Here is a 17,945-nt window from a genome sequence, read left to right as displayed (position 1 = left end):
GATCCATGCCTGTATTAAAGCACATGCCGCATTGCTTTATCAAGAGATAGAGGCGAGACTGGTTAGGAAACACCTGTCTCCTGTGCGGCTGCCACCCGCTTGCAGTACACCCGTGGGCCTTGCGGCGTGTCCCGATAGAAGAACCCCCACGGGCGGCAGTACGGTTCCAACTCGTGCAGGAACGCCCGCCCGGTGTCGGCATGCACAGCCGGGGGCAGGGGGGCGGTGGGCAGGCCCAGGGCCGCCAGCAGCGGGGCTGCAGCCACCGTCACACGATCGCCTGACCAGTCCGGCGCGCAACTGATCGGCCGGCCCTCGGCGCCGACCACCAGCGGCTGACGCTTCGCCTCGACAAGCAGCGCCCGCAGTGCGTCCTCGGTGCCCAGGAACCAGTCCAGGTCCAGGCCGCCGCCGATCCCCGGCCAGGTGCCGTGGTCGCTGGTCTGCCAGAACGTCGCCCGTGGCCAGCCCGCTAAGTGCGGGACCTGGCTGCCATAGCTGGCGGCCCACAGCAGCGACCGGCTGCCCAGGCGCTGCCCGACGCCGTGTTCGGCGTTGAACGACGGGTAGGTGTAGACCGCTCCCGGCCGGCCGATCTCGCGCTCCAGCAGGGCGAGCCAGTCGGCGGCCAGCTCGCAGTAGGCTGCCGAACTCATGCCGCGCAGGGCGCAGTGCTCGTCACCCTCCACGTCCAGGGCCGGGATCAGCAGCCCGCCCCAGCCGCCGCACGCTGTCACGACAGCGTGGAACCGGGTGAACTGGTCGGCGGCGGGGAGGCCCGGGTACAGGAAGTGGTACGGCATGACGGGGAGGCCCAGGCGCCGCAGGCGGTCCACATTGCGCACCGCCTGCGCGTCGGTGATCGCGTCCCCCTGGCTGAACTTGACGGCGGCCCATCTCATCCCGGCCCGGGCGGCGGCGGCCCAGTCGGGCCGCCCGTTCCAGTGACTCACGTCGCAACCTTGCAGCTTCTGCATCTGTCTGCCCTCCGGCGAACGGGTCGGGACGGCTGTCCCGTGGGCTCGGAGCGCTCTGGACGCCCCGAACGCTCCCCGTTGTACCGGGAGCGACCTCGGGGAGTCCTGTGCGGAGGCTGACAGAGGCCTGACATCCGCCTAGACGTCGGTGTGCAGGGCGTCAATGATCGCGGGGGCGCGGAAGCGCTGGTCGCGGCGCTGGCCGGTGGTCTCCTCGACCAGGCCCAGGCCCTGCAGGGCGGCGATGGCGGTCCGTGCCGTACGCGCGGAGACCTCCAGCTTGGTGGCGGCTAACTCGCGGCTGGTGTACGGGTTGTCGAGCAAGGTGTCCAGCAGGCGCAGGGCCGACGGGCCGGCGCGGCGCGCGATGAGGTGCTCGCGCGCGTCCTCGCGCAGGGCGTTCAGGCGCTGGGCCACGCGCAGGATCCGCTCGGACTCCTGCGTGACGCCGTCCAGGAAGTACATCACCCACTCCTCCCACAGCCCTCGGTGGCTTACGCCGCGCAGGGCCTGGTAGTACTCGTGTCGGGTGCGCTCGAAGTAGTGGCTCAGCAGCAGGACCGGGTAGCTCAGCCGGCCACAGGACAGCAGGAACAGGTTCATCGCCATGCGGCCGACCTTGCCGTTGCCGTCCATGAAGGGGTGGATCAGCTCGAACTGCGCGTGCAGGATGGCTGTCTGCACCAGCGGGGGCAGCTCGCGGTTCTCACGGGCGAAGCGTTCCCAGTCGGCCATCAGCTCGCCGATGTACTCCCACGGGGGCGGGACGTACGAGGCGGTGCTCAGGCGCTTGCGACGCACGCCGATGAACGTCTGCACCTCGCGGAAGCGGCCGGGCGACACGTACGCCCAGTGCGCCCCGCGCATGGCCTCGGCGTGCATGAGCGTCACCAGCTCGACGCCGAACCCCAGCTTCGGCATGCGCTCGAGGCCCAGTTGCATGGCATCGCGGCAGGCGGCGGCCTCGTCGAGTTCGCTGCCCGCGGGCGCGCACTCCAGTTCGGTCTGCACAGCTTCGGCGCAGGTGACGCCGGCGCCCTCGATGCGCGCGCTGGCGCTGGCCTCGCGCCACAGCAGCGGGGAGATCGGCGTGGCGCCAGGCGGAAACATGCTCATCGCCCCGTCCACGCGGCTGAGCGCGCTGCCGGCCTCCGCAGTGGCCTGCAGGAAGCGCGGGCCGGACTCGATCCACGGCGGGAGCTTGTGGGGCACAAAGGCCCACAGCCCTCCGGGGATGCTCACCACCTTCCCGGCGCGGTCGTCTTTGATGTCCAGTCGGTCCATAGCAGTGCCTCACCCCCAGACGGCGGTCCAGCCGCACACTCGGGGGTCACCATCCTGCCGAATCAGGCCGGGATCGTCAAGGTGTCTGCTGCTACTGCAGCATCGCCTCCGCCCAGGTGGCGTGGTCGGAGTAGTTGCTGTCGCCGGCGTTGGTCACGCGCAGGCGTAGCTGCGCCGCCCCGGTGACGTCTACGTCCACGGGCACCGGCTCCTGCCCCGCCCGCACGGTTGGGCTCTCGAACAGCTTCTCCCACTTCCCCTGCCGCATCACCTCGACGATGAACACACACGAGCCGCGCTGGTCGGCGGTATCGTCGAGGCCCACCAGCGCCTTGAAGCGCCGGGCGGCGGCCAGGCCGCCGTTGAGGGCATAGGTCACCGTCGCCCCCTCGCCCTGCGGGTCAGCCAGCGCGTGGGTGCTCAGCCCCCTGGCGTAGGTCTGGCCGTGGAGGCGGATGGGCTTGCCGGAGTAGTTCGTATCACGCTTGAGGCCCCCGTGCGCCGTCGCTTCTGTCGGCTCGAGGTCGCTCAGGTAGACCCCGTGGTCGGGCCCCAGCAGCATCACCGAGAAGACGCTCTCGGCCACGTCGGTGCTGTCCCGGGACGAGAAGCAGCGCGCCTTCACCGTGGTGGTCTTCGTCAGCTTGATCGGCTTGCTGTAGACCGGGGAGGTCGCGGTGGGGTCGCTGCCGTCGAGCGTGTAGCGGATCGTGCTGCCCGGGAAGCGCGTGCCGATGGTGACCGCCATCTCGCCGACGAAGGCCTGCGGCGTCGGGGAGATGGTCGGCACGAGCAGCGGCATGGTCTGGCGGTTCTCGTCCAGTAGCGGGCCGATCTGGGCGAAGGGGATCGGCTTGAAGTCCGGCAGTTGCCTGAACGCCGGGGCGTCGGGCTTGAGCGCGAAGTTCAGCGTTGCCGCGTTCACGAAGCCCGGGTCGTCGCTCGTCTCCAGGTTGTCCCTGAAGGTGCTCAGCTCCTGGGCTTCCTTCGCCAGGTTCATCTTGCCGCAGCGCACGATCAGGTTGTCGGCCACGTCGTTGTACTTCGGGTAGCCGGGCTGGTCTTCCAGGTATGTCGGCAAGTGCGGGTAGCGCTTGCTCCACAGTTCGCCCTGGATGGGGAGCGTGGCGAACTCGCGGGTCAGTGTGCCCCAGTTCTCATCCTTGCTGCGGGCGATGCCCACGCCCCGATTGTCAATGTGCAGGGGTATGCGGCAGTCCACGATGATGTTGTTGTGGATGGTGTTGTCGCGCCCGCCGCCGATCAGGAAGGCGCGCCCTACGCGGCAGATGACGTTGCCGTAGCACGTCGTGCCGGCCGCACAGTCGTCCAGGTAGATCGCCTGGTTGCCCACCGCCGGGCCGCCGCCGATGTCGTGCCAGAAGTTGTAGCGGATCACATTGCCCTGCACGGTCCAGTTGCGCCCGGTGTAGATCGCCCCGGCGTCGTCGGTCTCCATGCAGACGCGATAGACCTCGTTGAACTCCACCAGGTGGTCGTTGCCGCCGAAGTCCATGGCGTGGTGCGGCGCGTCGTGGATCAGGTTGTGGGTGGCCTGGCAGCCGCAGCCGTTGAGGTTGATGGCGTCGTGGTGCGTGCGGTACAGCTCGCCGAAATGGTGGATGTGGTTGTTGTGGGCGAAGTTGCCGCACGCGGTGAGCGTGGCGCGGTCGCCGCCGGACAGGGAGATGCCCCCGCCGCCGAGGCGGTACAGGTCGCACCCGGCGATGCCGTTGTGCTTCCCACCGGCGATGCGCACGGCGTCATTGGCCAGGTTGCGGATGGTGCAACCGGCGATGAGGTTCCCCTCGCCGCCGCTCAGGTTGATCGCCGCCCCGCGGGAGACCTCGAAGGTCAGCCCGCGCAACGTCACGTTCTGGGCCTCGGTGATCGTCACCAATGGGTCCTGCATGACCGACAGGCCGATGGCCTTGCCCTTCAGCTCCGCCGGCGGCCAGAAGTACAGCAGGCCGTGTGCGCGGTCCAGGAAGTACTCACCGGGACTATCGAGTTCTTCGAGCAGATTGAGCGCGAAGTACTCGCCGCCCGACGGGCCGCCGACGCCGTAGATGTGCGGGACGGTGAAGGTGATGCTCTTGTCGGCCGGGTCGATCTTGGCGACCTTGAGCACCTCGTTGTACCACTTGAAGCACCAGTAGCCGTCCAGGTAGACCTCCGGGGCCTGCAGCCAGCGCTCCGGCCGGTCGCCCTGGTACTGGAACTTGCCGGGCCTGTCGGGCTTCTCGTTCACGCGGGGCTTGGAGCCCGCGTCGAGCACCTTGCCCATGCGCGCGAAGCCCTCGTTGGGCCAGCGTGCGATCTGCATCCGCCGGCCGTCGAAGAACAGCTCATGCCAGCCGTTGTAGCCGCGGAAGCGGTCCGGCCACGCGCCGCCGAAGTCCGTCACGCCCTGCTTCGTGAGGTCGGAGACGAGGAGGTGCGACTTGGCCGCCGGGTCCAGGCGGGCGAGGACGACCGGGTCGGTCACCGGCTTGAAGCTCTCGCCGGAGAGGTTGATGCCGCCCATGAGGATAGCTCGCTCGCCGCCGAAGGCGCGCCAGGTCGTGCCGGAGTCCTCAGCGGTGAGCGCCAGGGGCTTGTCGCGGCGGAAGACGCCGCCGCGCAGCCAGACCGTTACGGGCCCTTTGGCCCGTGCCTGGCGCGCCGCCTGCTGGGCGCGCTCCAGCGTCGCAAAGGGCTTCTCCCGGGTGCCGGGGCTGGCGTCCTTGCCCTGGGTGGAGACGAAGAACTCGGTCACGGCGGCACCTCCGCTGCGCGCGAAGCTGAGCAGGCAGGCCGCGGCCAACAGGCTCAACAGCGCCAATCGCGTCATCGGGGTCCTCCTAAGGTCTCGGCGCCGCCACGGCTTCTGCCGGGCCGACGCACTTGTACTCGATACGCGTCCACGGAGCCGGGGCGTCGTTGCCCTCGTACGACAGGTCGAAGGCGCTCTCGCCCGGGGGTATCGTGCGCAGGTCGCCCGTCGCCGGCAGCGCGGAGAGCAGCCGGTAGTTGCCATCGCGGGCCTCGACGGCATCGCCGCCGCTGTAGGTCAGGTACTGCGCGCCGGGTGGGACCGGGGCCGCCAACTGCAGTTGTCTCCCACCGCACCGGAGCGCGAAGTTGGCGACACCGCTGCCCAGCTCCCGCAGCGCCATGAGCCCGCTGATCCGGCACGACACGGTCTGCCCCCGAGGCACACTGTTGAAGCCCACGGTGATCTGCTCCACGTGGCCGTAGTCGAAGCCCTTGAGGGTGTTCCACCAGGCCGCGAAGCCACCCGCGCCGCCCCAGTCGTAGGCGTAGTAGCGCTGCAGGCTCATCTCGCCGCAGGGGAACTCCACGTAGCGACGGCCGGTGAAGCTGAGGGGGACATAGTACTGGCGCTTGCTGTCGCGGGCGACCAGCTCGATGAACAGCAGCTCGCCCTGGCCATCGCCCTCGACGAACAGGCCGAGGCCGCGGTGCTGCCGCAGGTTCAGCGCCTGCGGGAAGGCAGCCAGCGAGCGAACCGAGCGGGAGCGGGGGTCGGGGCCGTGGTACGAGGCGCTCAGCGTCAGGCCCCCGCGCGTGTCGCCCTGCATCTGCAGGGCCGCGGCGCCCTCGGGCAGTTGATGATGCGGCGCGAAGGCGGCCGCCGGCACGTTGAGCGCCAGGTTCTGGTCGCTGGCATAGTCGAAGCTGTTGACGAGACGCAGCTCGAACTGCAGTGGCTGCTCGCCGAAGGGGTTGTTCACTGCGGAGGTCATCCCCCGCGTGCGGTCGTCGGCCGTGTTGAGGCTCAGAAGGCCCTCCTTGCCCGGGCAGGCCCAGAAGAAGGGCGAGTACCGGACCTCCGACAGCGTCCAGCCCCGCTCGCCCACGCGGGCGAGGTGGAAGTCGCGCCCCTTCTCGCGCAGCTTCCGCCGCTGGGCGTCGCTGAGAGCGTCGGTGGTGGAGGCCTCGGTCCAGTCGCGCACCAGTTGCAGACACTGCTCGCCATAGCCGTGCGCCGCGACGGCGCCCGGGCTGGTCTCCAGACCGTGCGTGGCCCGATAGCCGGCAGCCTTGGCCAGCAGGTACTCGACGTCCTCCAGGCGCGTCGCTTCCCAATCCAGGCCCGGGCCGCCGAAGCGCCACCAGCCCATCGCGCAGGGGAAGAGGTTCGCCTCGAAGTAGTCGCAGTTGCCCGCACGGTAGACATCCACATCGGTCTTGGCCGACTGGGTCAGTTCGCCCCAGTTCATGCGCGTGTGGATGTGCCAGTTGTAGTGCAGCAGGTTGCTGGCGTCGCTGATGACCTCGTGCTGCCAGCGGTCGTAGACATACTTGACGAAGTGAGCGCGGATGGCGTCGCCGGGGTAGCCGTAGGTGGAGATGCCTTCCAGGCCGTCGAAGGACATCTGGCGCAGGCCGTTGTCGCGGACGAACTGCGCCAGTCGCCCGGCCATCTCATCCATCATGCCGCTCTCGAGCGAGGGGTACAACGTGCGGTAGCCGTGGTCGGCCAGCTTGCCGATGTCCGCCCCGGCCGCATGGGCCGCGGTGGCCGTGCCGAAGGCCCCGCGGGTGCAGTCCAGGAGCTGCCAGGGCGCCTGCTCCGACACGCGCCCATATTGGATGATCTCCGTGCCCAGGAGCGCCGCCCCCAGCGTCTGCCGGTTGCGGAAGGCGGCCGGGTCGGCGACGCCGATTTCGGTAGCCTTCTCGTCCACCGCCGCGGTCAACGTGCTCGAGCCCATGCGCGCCAGGCGCGGATCGGGCACAGGCGTCACGTACGGGTCGTTGGTGGTGATGAAGCCGGAGAGAGTGTGGACACCGACGCGCACGCCGCGCTGTGCCGCCTTCGCCACACAGCGGCGGAGGCTGGCCTCGCCGTCGGGAAAGAGCTCGGGAATGAGTTGGAAATGGCCCCACGTCTTGAAGGGGTGGGCGTGGTAGAGGTAGCGGATGCCGGCCTTCTGCGCCAGGTCGAGGTACGCGTCGAAATCCTTCTCACCGAAGTAGCCGACCAGGTACGGCTCGCGGGCGGTGGGTGAGGTCTTGCCCCACTGACCGTCCAGCATCGGGTGGGGCAGGCCCTCGGCGATCTCGATCTTGCCGATGGTCGCCAGGGCGTCTGCGGCTGCGCACCCGAACAGGGCCACGGCCGAGCCCCTGATGCCCCCCTCGTGCTCGACGGCCTCGGCAGTCAGCAGCCCCTGCTCTCCGTTACGCCGGGCGCTACCGCGTGTCTGCACGTTGAGTGCCTGGATGCCGAGGGCGGTCTGCTCGTCGCGCAGGACACCGATGGTCCCGCCGACGCTCTGGCAGATTGTGGTCGGCCACGGCCCCCACGTGAGGCGCGTCGGCAACGGCCCTTCCCAGGCAGCGAGTTCGAGGCGCAGGTGCGTCGGCTTCGCCGCGACGGCGATGACAGCCTGTGGCCCCCCGTCACCGAAGCCCAGCCGCAACTGGCTGCCGGTGGCGTTCGGTGCTGCCGTGGTGGGCTCCACGGTCCTTCCCCCAAGCTGGCAGGTGAGCAGCGGGGGCTTCTGGCCGGGGGCCAGCACCTCGCGCCTGCCGACGGTGTCGTGCAGCCGTGTGAGGCGCCCGGTATCATCCAGCGTGATCAACAGGGCGCCGGCCTTGAGTTCCATGGCTTGCCCTCCCGTGCACAGGTAGGCTGCCGCCAGCAGGGCCAGTGCGGCCGATGCCGTCACTTTCATGGTCGCTCTCCCGAGGCCGGGTCTGGCGGAGGCGGGGGCACGACCGGCGGCGGCGACGGGGGCAACGGGCGCCGGTGCGCGGCGCGGGCCTGGCCCCACGCCCACAGGCAGACGGCAGTGGACGCTGCCACGCCACCGATGAAGAAGGGGCGTAGCCCAAAAAGCAGTGGCAGGGCGAGCAACACGGCAATGCTCGCCAGATGCAGCGCCCAGTTCTCCAGCGCCACCCAGGGGGGCAGAATCGTGCGGATGGGCAAGCCCAGTTGCGCGGCGCGCCAGGCTACGTGCACCTTGGTCACCGTCGAGATCGCCAGGGCGATCACGGGGGACACGAACGCGCCCAGGATGAACTCGAAGGCTGTGCCACGTGGCAAACCAAGCAGCCCACGCGTGCCCATCGCGTCCAGATACCCCAGCACTGTCAGGAGCGCCCCCGCCACGCACAGCAGCAGGAAACGACTCAGCCAGGTCCCGCGCAGGGACGCAGGGGCAGGCCCACTGCCGCTGGCATCGGGGGGCCCGCTGGCGGCGCGAGTGGCCTCCTGCAGCTTCGTCACCCACAGCATCATGAGCCCGAACACCGCGACGACCAGCAGGCCGCCCAGCCACGGATACCGCAGGAAGATGCTCTCGCCCATCGCGCATCACTCGTCCCTATGGGTGCTCCTGCCTCCACTGCAGCGCCTTATCAATGATCCCGAAGATGTCGTACTGCGGGTCATAGGCCAGCATCCGCCGTGCCTTGCTCACGTTGATCTCGAACGAGTGGTAGCCCGAGGCCGTGATGGTGGCGGTCTCCAGGCCCACCTTGGGGGCCAGGTATGCCGCCGCCTCGTCATAGCGGAACGCGCGCGGCGCGGCGATGTGGAAGGTCTCGCCGATGGCGGCCGGATGGCCCAGCGCCTTGTCGAAGGCCTGCACGACATCATCTAGATGCACGATGTGCCGCGTGTACGGCACGCCCTGATCGTTCACCAGGATCGGCACGCGGTTGCCACCCGCGGCGATGACGGCACGCAGCTCCTCGGTCAGGTAGTCGTCCCACCCGTGACCCTTTTCCGCGGGGTTGAGGTTGCGCAACGACAGGTGGTTGAGGATGTCGGCCCTCTCGAATATCCACGACATCCGCAGGACGCAGGTCGGCAGGCCATACTGGATGTGGTATTGGTTGAGCATGACCTCTTCCATGACCTTACTGAAGGCGTAGTAGCCCGGGTAGGCCATGAGCGGGTGGGTCTCGTCAATCGGCTCGGGGTGCGGGTAGAACCAGATGCCACAGGCCGCGTCGCCCCCGGCCAGGATCAGTTGCTTGACCGGCGTGTCGCGGCAAGCCTCCAGGACATTGAACGTGCCCTTCAGGCTCACATCGAAGAACGTGTCAGGGTCTTCCTTGGTGGTGGCCAGGCAGAGCACGGCGTCGGCGCCGTCGCAGACCCCCCGGACGTCCGCCAGGTTGCGCACATCGCCGGCGACACTCTCGACGCCCGGGAGGTCGAGCGGGGTGTGGTGGACCATGGCGCGGATGCCGAGGCCCTGGCCGAGGAAGTGCCGGATGAGCGCCTGGCCGAGCTTGCCGCTGCCGCCGAAGACGGCGAGGGTGCGGATGTTCAGTTCGTTCATGGGATGCCCTCCCGGGGAAGTCGTTGGTGAGGGAGGACATTTCGGTTCGAGGGTCGGCGCGACCTGCCGGGAACGGCGTCCTCACCCCTACCCCTCTCCCTCGCGCGATGAGGCCGCGCTCCGGAGAGGGGACCACGTGCGACCACTTCGTGGCTTCGAAGTTACAGAGCGACATTCGGCCTCCCCTCTCCGGAGCCCGCGGTCGTTCCGCGGGCGAGGGAGAGGGGCAGGGGTGAGGAGCCGTTGCCGTCCCACCGGCAGGTCAACCCCTCATGATGCCGGAACTCTACGCCAATCCCTTCGGAGGCCCCGCCATGGCTCGCCGCATCATTCTCGACACCGACATCGGCACCGACATTGACGACGCCTATGCCCTAGCGCTGATCCTGTGCTCGCCCGAGCTGGAGCTCGTCGGCGTCACCATCGCCAACAACGACACGGCCGCCCGCGCGAAGCTGGCGCTCAAGATGCTGCACGAGTGCGGCCGCAATGATGTCCCCGTGGCGGTGGGCCGCGCCACCGACACCGGCGGCGGCGTCAACCAGGCGCCGTGGGCCGAAGGCTATACGGCCACCGCGCCTGTCGCCCAGAGCGCCGCGGACTTCCTCGTCGAGCAGGTCAACGCTGCCCCGGGCGAGATCACCATCATCCCGATTGGGCCGTTCACCAACATCGGCGACGCGCTGAAGCTGGACCCCGACCTGGGCCGCAAGTGCGACTTCGTCATCATGGGCGGGTGCGTCGGCTGGCCGGAGGGCGCGACGCCGGAGATCAAGCCCGAGTACAACATCGTCACCGACGTCCCGGCCTCGCAGGCGATGCTGTCGTGTGGGGCGCCGCTGGTCATGGTACCGCTGGACGCGACGTACCGGGTGAAGCTGGAGGCCGAGAACCGCGCGCGCATCCTGGCGGCCGGCACGCCGCTGACGGACGGGCTGGTGGGGATGCTGAGCTGCTGGCCCGGACAGACGCCGGTCCTGCACGACCCGCTGGCCGTGGGCGTGGCGATTGATGAGACGATATGCGGGATGGCCGACCTGTGCCTCGTGTGCGACGACGAAGGCCACACGCGGCCGGTCAAGGGCGAGCCGAACATGCGCGTGGCCGTGACGCCCCATGTCGGTCGCTTCCTGATGCTGTTCATGGAGCGGCTCCTGGGGCAGCGGCTGGGGCGGTGACGGGGGCGGTCGCGGTCGGTGACCGCTCCTACACCGGTTCAGAAAGGGTGGTGCCGCAATGAGAACTCTGGCCATTGCACTCATGATGGTCACCATCACGGCGGCGGCCCTCGCCGCCGACTTCCCCGCCCTGAACCCGCGGGTGCAGTGGCTGGAGACCGAGCGCCTGCGCGGGGTGCTCTTCCATGACCCCACCGTCGAGCCCCTCCGGCCGCGCTTCGTGCTGCCGCCCCAGGAGGGCGGGGCGCGCAACGCGCCTCCCCTGACCGTGGTCGGTGAGAGCCTCTTCATGCTGCTGCCCGACCGGGACAGGAGCGTCGCCTGCGAGATCACCGGCGTCTCCGGGCAGTCGGTCTGGCCGCACACGCTCTATGCGCTCTTCGATGGCGCAGGGCAGGAACTGGCGACGGGCGTCGTCGCGCCGGGCAAGACGACGCGGGTGGCGGTGGCGAAGCAGCCCGGGGTCTGCACGTTGCTGGTCAACTCCGGCCCTGGGAGCCGCAACACCGCGCGGGTCAAGCCGCTGGTGTCGTGCTGGTGCCTCGATGGCGGTCCACACAGTGCGTATGATCGCACGCCCCTGCACCTGCACTTCCTGCGCGACCTGAAGCTGGGGGGCTTCAACGTGGCGATGATTGACTTCGAGCGCTACGCCGATGACTTCCTGACCCCGGCAGGGCTGAAGGACTGGACGGCCAAGGTCAAGCGCTGGTGCGACTACGCGAAGAAGGTCAACCTGCGCGTCATGCCGACGGTGAACCTCGGCGGCAGCGGAGCCGAGGTGAGGGCCTGGGAGGGCTGTCGGCCGGGGCTGTATATCGAGCACTTGGAGAAGCTGCCGCTGGCGCCGTGTCCGCTGGACCGGAGGATGTGGGAGCAGGTCTACCTGTCGCGGGCGCGGGTGGCGGCCGAGCTGTCACGCAGCAACCCCTGCGTTGTCGGCTTCGGCCTGGACCCCGAGATGTACGCTGCCTGGAAGTACGGCCACTACATGATGAGCGGCACGTGCTTCTGTGACACCTGCCTCGGCGGGTTCCTCAAGGCCAAGCAGCAGGACATGGGGCTGCTCACGCAGCTCACGACCGGCCAGGCGCGCTACGACTGGCTCCAGGCGCAGAAGCTGTACCCCGAGTACGACAGGTATCTTGAGAACGAGATGGCGGCCATCGCGGGCTGGTGCCGGAACGAGTTGCACAAGATCAACCCCGACTTCCTGACCGACATGTTCGTCACCGAGATCGGCAACTGGTTCTGCCGGGGCATCGCCCGGGGCTTCGGCCAGCCGGGCGTGCCGACGGTGAACTTCGCCGAGCACACCTACTACGGCGTGGGCTTCGACCCCCAGTGGCTCGGGAAGATCACGCAGGCGTACCGGGACTGGGGCGCGGAGGTGTTGCAGGGCAGCGCCGTGTGGGATGTGTACTTCCCGGCCACCGAGCCCCGGTTCTTCGCCGCCCATGCCTACAACCTGGTCACCAAGGGCCAGGGCTACTGGCACTGGCCCGGGGACAACCTGTACCGCGACTGGGGCTGCCGCTTCGCCTACCTGGGCAAGCCCTCGTGGCATGACGACTTCTGGCCCGCGGCGGTGTGGGCGCACCAGGAAGCGGACAGGTGGCTCAAGGACCGGAACTACCGCAGCCCGCTGGACCAGTGGGAGCCGGTGCCGTGGAAGGGCAAGTACAAGGAGAGCGAGGGCGGTTGGCAGACCGAGCCCGACGTGCTCCGCCCCGAGCGCATCCCGGCCTATCCCGTCCACGTTCCGGCGCCGGCGGAGCTGTACTTCCGCGTGCGGCCGGACAGTGACAGCCTCGCCCTCCTGGCCCGTTGCCGCAACGCCGGCGAGAGTGCGCTGCTGAAGCTGTATGACCCGCAGGGCGCCGAGGTGGCGTCCGCCGAGGTGGCGGCAACGGAGGAGAGCGCGGTGGAGGCCGGGCAGCCCGTGGCCGGCGTCTGGCGCCTGGGGGTCGCGCCGCTGGGCGGGGCCAAGACGGCGGAGGTCATGCTGACGCTCAAAGGTCCACGCCCGCTGCTGGCCAGTGACCCGCGGGTCCTGCCTGAAGCGATCGCCAAACCCAGGGGGCTGATCGGGTACTGGAAGCTGGACGAGGGCAAGGGCGAGAGCTTCGCCGACAGCAGCCCGCCGCCGCCCTATCCGGGTGCGGTGCGCACCGCCACCTGGACGACCGGCAAGCAGGGCAGCGCGCTGGCCTTCGACGGGCGCTCGTCCGAGGCGGTCATCATCGCCGACGAGCCCTTCCACAAACTCAAGAGCTTCAGCCTGTGCGCGTGGGTCAAGCTCAACTCGCTCAGCCAGCCGGGCAACGGCCGCACGATCGTCAACAAGGGCCCCGAGAGCCCGGTGCAGCACTTCTGGTGGTGGATCGGCTATCCGCCGAACTATCAGCTCACGCTGGAGATGGGCAACGAGAAGCACCAGTGGGGCACGAGCTTCGCGACCGGTGCGCTGCAGTGGGAGACCGGCCGGTGGTATCACCTCGCGGTGACGTGCCAGCGTGACGGCGACAGGGTGATCGTCTGCCACTATCGCGACGGGAAGCTGCTGGCGCGGAGTGAGAAGCAGGACGACCTGCATTCGGGGGCCTATGACCTGCGGCTGGGGAGCTACGGCGGGCTGCACTTCATGGACGGGGTCATTGACGAGATCAGGCTCTTCAGCACGACGCTGACGGCCGAGCAGGTGGCCGCCGAGGCGAAGTAGCGGCGCGTTCCATCGCGCCTGCCAGGGGAATGCAGACCGGCCCGGCATGTCACAGCCGGGCCGGCGGGACGATACGCAGGCTGTCGGCTAGGGCGAGGCGCTGATCGTGCCGAGGGCGGTCTGCTTGCTCAGCCACTTGGAGTGGCCGTCGCAGAAACTGCAGTTGAACCCGTCGTTGTGGCGGATGCCCAGGTAGTTGGCTACCCACCAGCCCTCGCAGTTGGTGTTGGCGCTGTCCCACTGCAGCGGACAGGTGGCCGGCGAGGTGATCGTTCCCAGTGAGGCTGGCCGATAGTTGTTGGGCGTGCCGAGGGGCTCATTGCCCAGATAGACATTCTGCTGGTAGCTGGCCGGGTTGTACGAGGTGGTGCCGGCGTACTTCGCGTACCCGCTGGAGGGGCAGTCGAAGACCTGGTTGTTCTTGACATACGGCATGAGGAGATACGGGAAGTCCTGGAAAAAGCTCGAGACCGAGCCGGAGCACGTGGACGAGACACGACACACGGCAACCTTCTCATCGTAGTCCTGCGCGTACTGCAGCCAGGCCAGGCCCATCTGCTTGAGGTTGCTCAGGCAGCTCGTCTGGCGGGCCTTCTCTCGGGCCTTGGCGAAGACCGGGAAGAGGATGGCCGCCAGGATGGCGATGATGGCGATCACGACCAACAGTTCTATCAGTGTGAAACCGCGCCGCATAGACAACTCCTCGTGACAGGATGTGCGGCCCCAGGCCGCGCGGCGCATCATACCACAGACGGGCCGGTTCCGGGCAGTCAACATGAGCACGAAATGCGACCGGATCAGTTCGGGCGCTCTGAAGGAGGCGACTCATGCAGTACCGACATCTGGGCAAGTGGGGCGTACAGATCAGCACCGTCGGCCTCGGAAGCTGGCTGACCATCGGCATGCACGTGGCGGACGATCTGGCCGCCGAGCATGTGAAGCTGTGCTTCGACCACGGCGTCAACTGGTTTGACACGGCCAATGCCTACAACCGCGGGCAGGCCGAGATTGCCTTCGGCAAGATACTCAAGGACTACCCCCGCGAGTCCTTCGTCCTGGCCACGAAGGTCTGGGCGCCGATGGGCGACGGGCCCAACGACCGAGGACTGTCGGCCAAGCACATCCGCGAGCAGTGCCATGCCAGCCTGCAGCGGCTGCAGATGGACTACGTGGACCTGTACCAGTGCCACCGGCCCGACCCAGGCACGCCGGTGCAGGAGACGGTGCGCGTGATGGACGACCTGGCCCGGGCGGGCAAGATCATCTACTGGGGCGTGTCCGAGTGGCCTGCGGCGCTGATTCAGGAGGCCGTGGGCACAGCCGAGCGCCTCGGGTGCCGGCCGCCGGTGTCCAACCAGCCGCGCTACTCGATGCTCTGGCGCAACCCGGAGCCGGAGGTCTTTCCGACCACGCTCAAGCTGGGCCTGGGCAATGTGGTGTTCTCGCCGCTGGCGCACGGAGTGCTGACGGGCAAGTACGAGCCCGGCCAGCCGCCCCCGGCCGGCAGCCGCGCGGCCGACGAGAGCACCAACAAGATCATGATGGACCTGTACTACGCCGACGAGAACCTGCGCAAGGCGCAGGAGTTGAAGACCATGGCCGGCGACCTGGGGCTGACCACGGCGCAGTTGGCGCTGGCCTGGTGCCTGAAGCACCCGGCGGTCACGTCGGTGATCCTCGGGGCGACGAAGACCGAGCAACTGCAGGGCAACCTGGCGGCGGCGGAGGCGGAGTTGCCCGACGACGTGTACCGGCGCTGCGGGGAGCTGTTCCCGCTGCCGGCGTCGCTGGCGCCGTGAGGCGGGACGCAGGCCCTGTCGGGCCTGTGTTATGGTGACATAATGTGGCTTAACAGGGCATTAACGGGCCTCGGCTATAATCGCGGGTGACACTGCGGTCGCCGGAGCGTGCACATCTGCCATGGCGGAACACATTCTGATCGTTGAGGACGAGGCGAGTCTGGCCGAGGCGGTGGCCTATGCGCTGGGGCAGGAGGGCCTGGCCGTGACTGTGGCGGGCGACGGCCACCAGGCGCTGGACCAGTTCGAGCAGGGCCGCCCCGACCTGGTCGTGCTGGACCTGATGCTGCCGGGCATCAACGGCTGGGACCTGTTCCGCGCCTTCCGCAAGCAGCGGCCCGGCGTGCCCGTCATCATGCTCACTGCCCGCGCCGACGAGGCCGACCGCGTGGCCGGCCTGGAGATGGGCGCGGATGACTACGTCACCAAGCCCTTCAGCATGCGCGAGTTGGTGGCCCGGGTGCGCACCGTGCTGCGGCGGGCGGGCAGTGGCGCCGAGGCCGCGCCTCTGACGCTCAGCCGGGGCGGCATCGTGGTGGATCGCGCGCGCCATGAGGTGACCGCGGACGGAGCGCCGGTGCGACTCACCCCCCGCGAGTTCGACCTGCTCGCCTACCTGATGGAGCACGCCGGCCGCGTCCGCACCCGCGAGCAGATACTGGCCGCCGTCTGGGCGCAGGAGGAGTACCTCGACGAGCGCACCGTGGACGTGCACATCCGCTGGCTGCGCACCAAGATCGAGACGGACCCCTCCCATCCCCGGCATCTCCTCACCGTGCGCGGCGTGGGCTACAAGTTCGCGGAGGGCGCATGAAGCTGGCTCTGCGCTGGAAGATCACCATCGCCGTCACGCTCGGGTCGGCGGCCATCCTCGCGGTGCTATACGCGTACCTGCATGCGGCGGTGCGTGTGGTCGAGACCCGGCAGCTTACCGAGAGCCTGCTGACCCAGGCCCACCTGGCCGCCGACCAACTCCCGCCCCTCACGCCACATGCCACCGGGTTGCAGGCCTGGTCGCAAGCCCTCGATGCGCGGATTGGCGCGCGCGTGACAATCATCGCCGCGGACGGCGTCGTGCTCGCCGACAGCCGCGAGGAGCCCGGTGCCATGGAGAACCACGCGGACCGGCCCGAGCGCCTGCAAGCCCTGGCCTACGGCCACGGCAGCAGCATCCGCTTCAGCCACACCCTGCGCATGGACATGCTCTATGTGGCAATCCCCGTGGGGACCCCGGAGGCTGCGGCAGGGCCGGTGCTGCGGCTGGCCCGGCCGCTGGTGGAGGTCTACGCGGCCCAGGCCGGCTTGCAGCGAGCGCTGCTGGCGACCCTCGCGGCGGCGCTGGCGGCCATCTGGCTGCTGGGGCTGCTGCTGGCGCGCCACCTGACCGCACCGGTGGAGCACCTGGTGCGCGTGGCCCGGCGGGTGAGCAAGGGCGACCTGACCGCGCGCGCGGAGAGACTGGCCGAGCCGGAGCTGGCGGAGCTGGGCACGGTGCTCAACTCGGCCCTGGATGAGCTGGCGCGGCTGCTCCAGTCGTCGCAGCGCGAATCCCGGTACTATGCGGCCATACTCCAGCAGATGAGCGATGCCGTGGTGATCGTGGACCGCACCGGACGCGCCCAGTTCGTCAATGCGGCGTTCGCCCGCCTGTTCCGCACCGATGAGGCGGCGGCCGAAGGCCGCTCATCCGAGCAACTCGCCCTCAACTACGACCTGAGCGCCCTGCTCAAGCGGGCCGTCGAGCAGGGGGCCGTGCTGCATGACGAGGTGCGCGTGCTCTACCCCGAACCCCGTAGCCTCGCCGCCGTCGTCACCCCGTTGCACGATGACCAGGGCCAGACGCTGGGGGCCGTCGGACTGCTGCACGACGTGACAGACCTGCGGCGGCTGGATGAGGTGCGGCGGGAGTTCGTCGCCAACGCCAGCCACGAACTGCGAACCCCGGCCGCCGGGGTCAAGGCGCTGGCCGAGGCCCTGCAGATGGGGGCGCTGCGCGACCCGGAGCGCGGCCCGCGCTTCGTCGGGCAGATCGTCGAGGCGGCGGACCGACTGACCAGCATCCTGGATGACATGCTGGTGCTTACGCGCGTGGAGCGCGGCCAGCAACTGCTGAAGCCTGAGCCGGTGGCGGTGGCCCCCGCCGTGGCCGAGGTGGTCGAGGAACTCCGTCTGAGGGCCGAAGAGAAGGGGCTGGCGTTGGAGACGCGCGTTGGCGCCGAGGACATCGTGCGGGCCGACCCCCATGGCCTGCACACGGTACTGCTCAACCTGGCCGACAACGCCCTCAAGTACACGCCCCGGGGCGGCCTGGTCACGATCACCGGGCGCGCGGCGCCCGAAGGGTACGAACTGGCCGTCAGCGACACGGGCGTCGGCATCCCCCCCGAGCACCAGGGGCGCATCTTCGAGCGCTTCTACCGCGTGGACAAGGCCCGCGACCGCGCCACCGGCGGCACCGGCCTGGGCCTGTCCATTGTCAGGCACATCATGGAGTCGCACGGCGGGCGGGTGACGGTGCACAGCGTGCCGGGGGAGGGCTCGACCTTCAGCGTATTCTTCCCTGCGGCGGCGGGGGATGGGGACGCGGCGACGAAGTAGACAGCACAGGTGAGGCAGTGTGATAGAGCCCGTGGGCACCTGGCCCACGGGCTCAAACGACTCGTCACCCTACCAGGCGG

The 17,945-nt window shown here is 69.0% G+C and carries 12 protein-coding genes; 5 read left to right on the top strand and 7 right to left on the bottom strand.

The genetic code is table 11. The features are described from left to right. Window positions 1-62 precede the first annotated feature (62 nt). The 6 genes from LLH23_04775 to LLH23_04750 form a co-directional block, all read right to left on the bottom strand. Entirely contained in the window at window positions 63-977 is a 915-nt protein-coding gene (locus LLH23_04775; GenBank protein MCE5237789.1) for a glycoside hydrolase family 25 protein, read from the bottom strand. A 138-nt stretch (window positions 978-1,115) separates the two neighbouring features. Then, window positions 1,116-2,261, bottom strand: a complete 1,146-nt coding sequence (locus tag LLH23_04770) for a Fic family protein (protein ID MCE5237788.1) — start codon at window positions 2,259-2,261, stop codon at window positions 1,116-1,118. Window positions 2,262-2,352: 91 nt separating this feature from the next. Further along, window positions 2,353-5,094: an NPCBM/NEW2 domain-containing protein gene (locus tag LLH23_04765; GenBank protein ID MCE5237787.1), complete on the bottom strand. Its 2,742-nt coding sequence runs from the start codon at window positions 5,092-5,094 to the stop codon at window positions 2,353-2,355. 10 nt (window positions 5,095-5,104) lie between these two features. Beyond that, window positions 5,105-7,948 carry a hypothetical protein gene (locus LLH23_04760; GenBank protein MCE5237786.1) on the bottom strand — a complete coding sequence of 948 codons (2,844 nt, stop codon included), beginning with the start codon at window positions 7,946-7,948 and terminating at the stop codon, window positions 5,105-5,107. Next, a complete protein-coding gene (locus LLH23_04755) occupies window positions 7,945-8,586 on the bottom strand; it encodes a hypothetical protein (GenBank protein MCE5237785.1) in 642 nt (213 codons plus the stop codon). The genes LLH23_04760 and LLH23_04755 overlap by 4 nt, the downstream gene beginning before the upstream one ends. A 16-nt stretch (window positions 8,587-8,602) precedes the next feature. Next, window positions 8,603-9,568, bottom strand: a complete 966-nt coding sequence (locus LLH23_04750; GenBank protein MCE5237784.1) for an NAD(P)-dependent oxidoreductase — start codon at window positions 9,566-9,568, stop codon at window positions 8,603-8,605. Between the two features lie 314 nt (window positions 9,569-9,882). Here LLH23_04750 and LLH23_04745 point away from each other — a divergent pair, with 314 nt between their 5' ends. Together LLH23_04745 and LLH23_04740 are read left to right on the top strand one after the other, a co-directional pair. Further along, window positions 9,883-10,746 (top strand): nucleoside hydrolase, encoded by an 864-nt coding sequence (locus tag LLH23_04745; GenBank protein MCE5237783.1) that lies wholly within the window; start codon window positions 9,883-9,885, stop codon window positions 10,744-10,746. Window positions 10,747-10,804: 58 nt separating this feature from the next. Continuing rightward, complete coding sequence (locus tag LLH23_04740) at window positions 10,805-13,468, top strand: LamG domain-containing protein (GenBank protein MCE5237782.1); 2,664 nt, start codon at window positions 10,805-10,807, stop codon at window positions 13,466-13,468. 87 nt (window positions 13,469-13,555) lie between these two features. Here the strand turns inward: LLH23_04740 and LLH23_04735 are convergent, their stop codons facing one another. Beyond that, window positions 13,556-14,161 carry a DUF1559 domain-containing protein gene (locus LLH23_04735; GenBank protein MCE5237781.1) on the bottom strand — a complete coding sequence of 202 codons (606 nt, stop codon included), beginning with the start codon at window positions 14,159-14,161 and terminating at the stop codon, window positions 13,556-13,558. A gap of 134 nt (window positions 14,162-14,295) precedes the next feature. Here LLH23_04735 and LLH23_04730 point away from each other — a divergent pair, with 134 nt between their 5' ends. The 3 genes from LLH23_04730 (at window position 14,296) to LLH23_04720 (ending at window position 17,865) form a co-directional block, all read left to right on the top strand. Continuing rightward, entirely contained in the window at window positions 14,296-15,267 is a 972-nt protein-coding gene (locus LLH23_04730; GenBank protein ID MCE5237780.1) for an aldo/keto reductase family protein, read from the top strand. A gap of 121 nt (window positions 15,268-15,388) precedes the next feature. After that, on the top strand, window positions 15,389-16,081 hold the full coding sequence (locus LLH23_04725) for a response regulator transcription factor (protein MCE5237779.1): 693 nt from the start codon (window positions 15,389-15,391) through the stop codon (window positions 16,079-16,081). Further along, window positions 16,078-17,865, top strand: a complete 1,788-nt coding sequence (locus LLH23_04720; protein MCE5237778.1) for a PAS domain-containing protein — start codon at window positions 16,078-16,080, stop codon at window positions 17,863-17,865. Before LLH23_04725 ends, LLH23_04720 begins: the two co-directional genes overlap by 4 nt. The last annotated feature ends 80 nt before the right edge of the window (window positions 17,866-17,945 follow it).

This window comes from bacterium (assembly GCA_021372615.1).
GTDB lineage: Bacteria > Armatimonadota > Zipacnadia > Zipacnadales > UBA11051 > JAJFUB01.
Note: the sequence above shows the minus strand (reverse complement) of the source record. Positions and strands in the feature narration are given on the sequence as shown.

What these genes read in the sequence shown, in the direction of transcription:
- LLH23_04775 (MCE5237789.1), bottom strand. Translation starts at nt 977, where the DNA reads ATGCAGAAGCTGCAAGGTTGCGACGTGAGTCACTGGAACGGGCGGCCC.
- LLH23_04770 (MCE5237788.1), bottom strand. Translation starts at nt 2,261, where the DNA reads ATGGACCGACTGGACATCAAAGACGACCGCGCCGGGAAGGTGGTGAGC.
- LLH23_04765 (MCE5237787.1), bottom strand. Translation starts at nt 5,094, where the DNA reads ATGACGCGATTGGCGCTGTTGAGCCTGTTGGCCGCGGCCTGCCTGCTC.
- LLH23_04760 (MCE5237786.1), bottom strand. Translation starts at nt 7,948, where the DNA reads ATGAAAGTGACGGCATCGGCCGCACTGGCCCTGCTGGCGGCAGCCTAC.
- LLH23_04755 (MCE5237785.1), bottom strand. Translation starts at nt 8,586, where the DNA reads ATGGGCGAGAGCATCTTCCTGCGGTATCCGTGGCTGGGCGGCCTGCTG.
- LLH23_04750 (MCE5237784.1), bottom strand. Translation starts at nt 9,568, where the DNA reads ATGAACGAACTGAACATCCGCACCCTCGCCGTCTTCGGCGGCAGCGGC.
- LLH23_04745 (MCE5237783.1), top strand. Translation starts at nt 9,883, where the DNA reads ATGGCTCGCCGCATCATTCTCGACACCGACATCGGCACCGACATTGAC.
- LLH23_04740 (MCE5237782.1), top strand. Translation starts at nt 10,805, where the DNA reads ATGAGAACTCTGGCCATTGCACTCATGATGGTCACCATCACGGCGGCG.
- LLH23_04735 (MCE5237781.1), bottom strand. Translation starts at nt 14,161, where the DNA reads ATGCGGCGCGGTTTCACACTGATAGAACTGTTGGTCGTGATCGCCATC.
- LLH23_04730 (MCE5237780.1), top strand. Translation starts at nt 14,296, where the DNA reads ATGCAGTACCGACATCTGGGCAAGTGGGGCGTACAGATCAGCACCGTC.
- LLH23_04725 (MCE5237779.1), top strand. Translation starts at nt 15,389, where the DNA reads ATGGCGGAACACATTCTGATCGTTGAGGACGAGGCGAGTCTGGCCGAG.
- LLH23_04720 (MCE5237778.1), top strand. Translation starts at nt 16,078, where the DNA reads ATGAAGCTGGCTCTGCGCTGGAAGATCACCATCGCCGTCACGCTCGGG.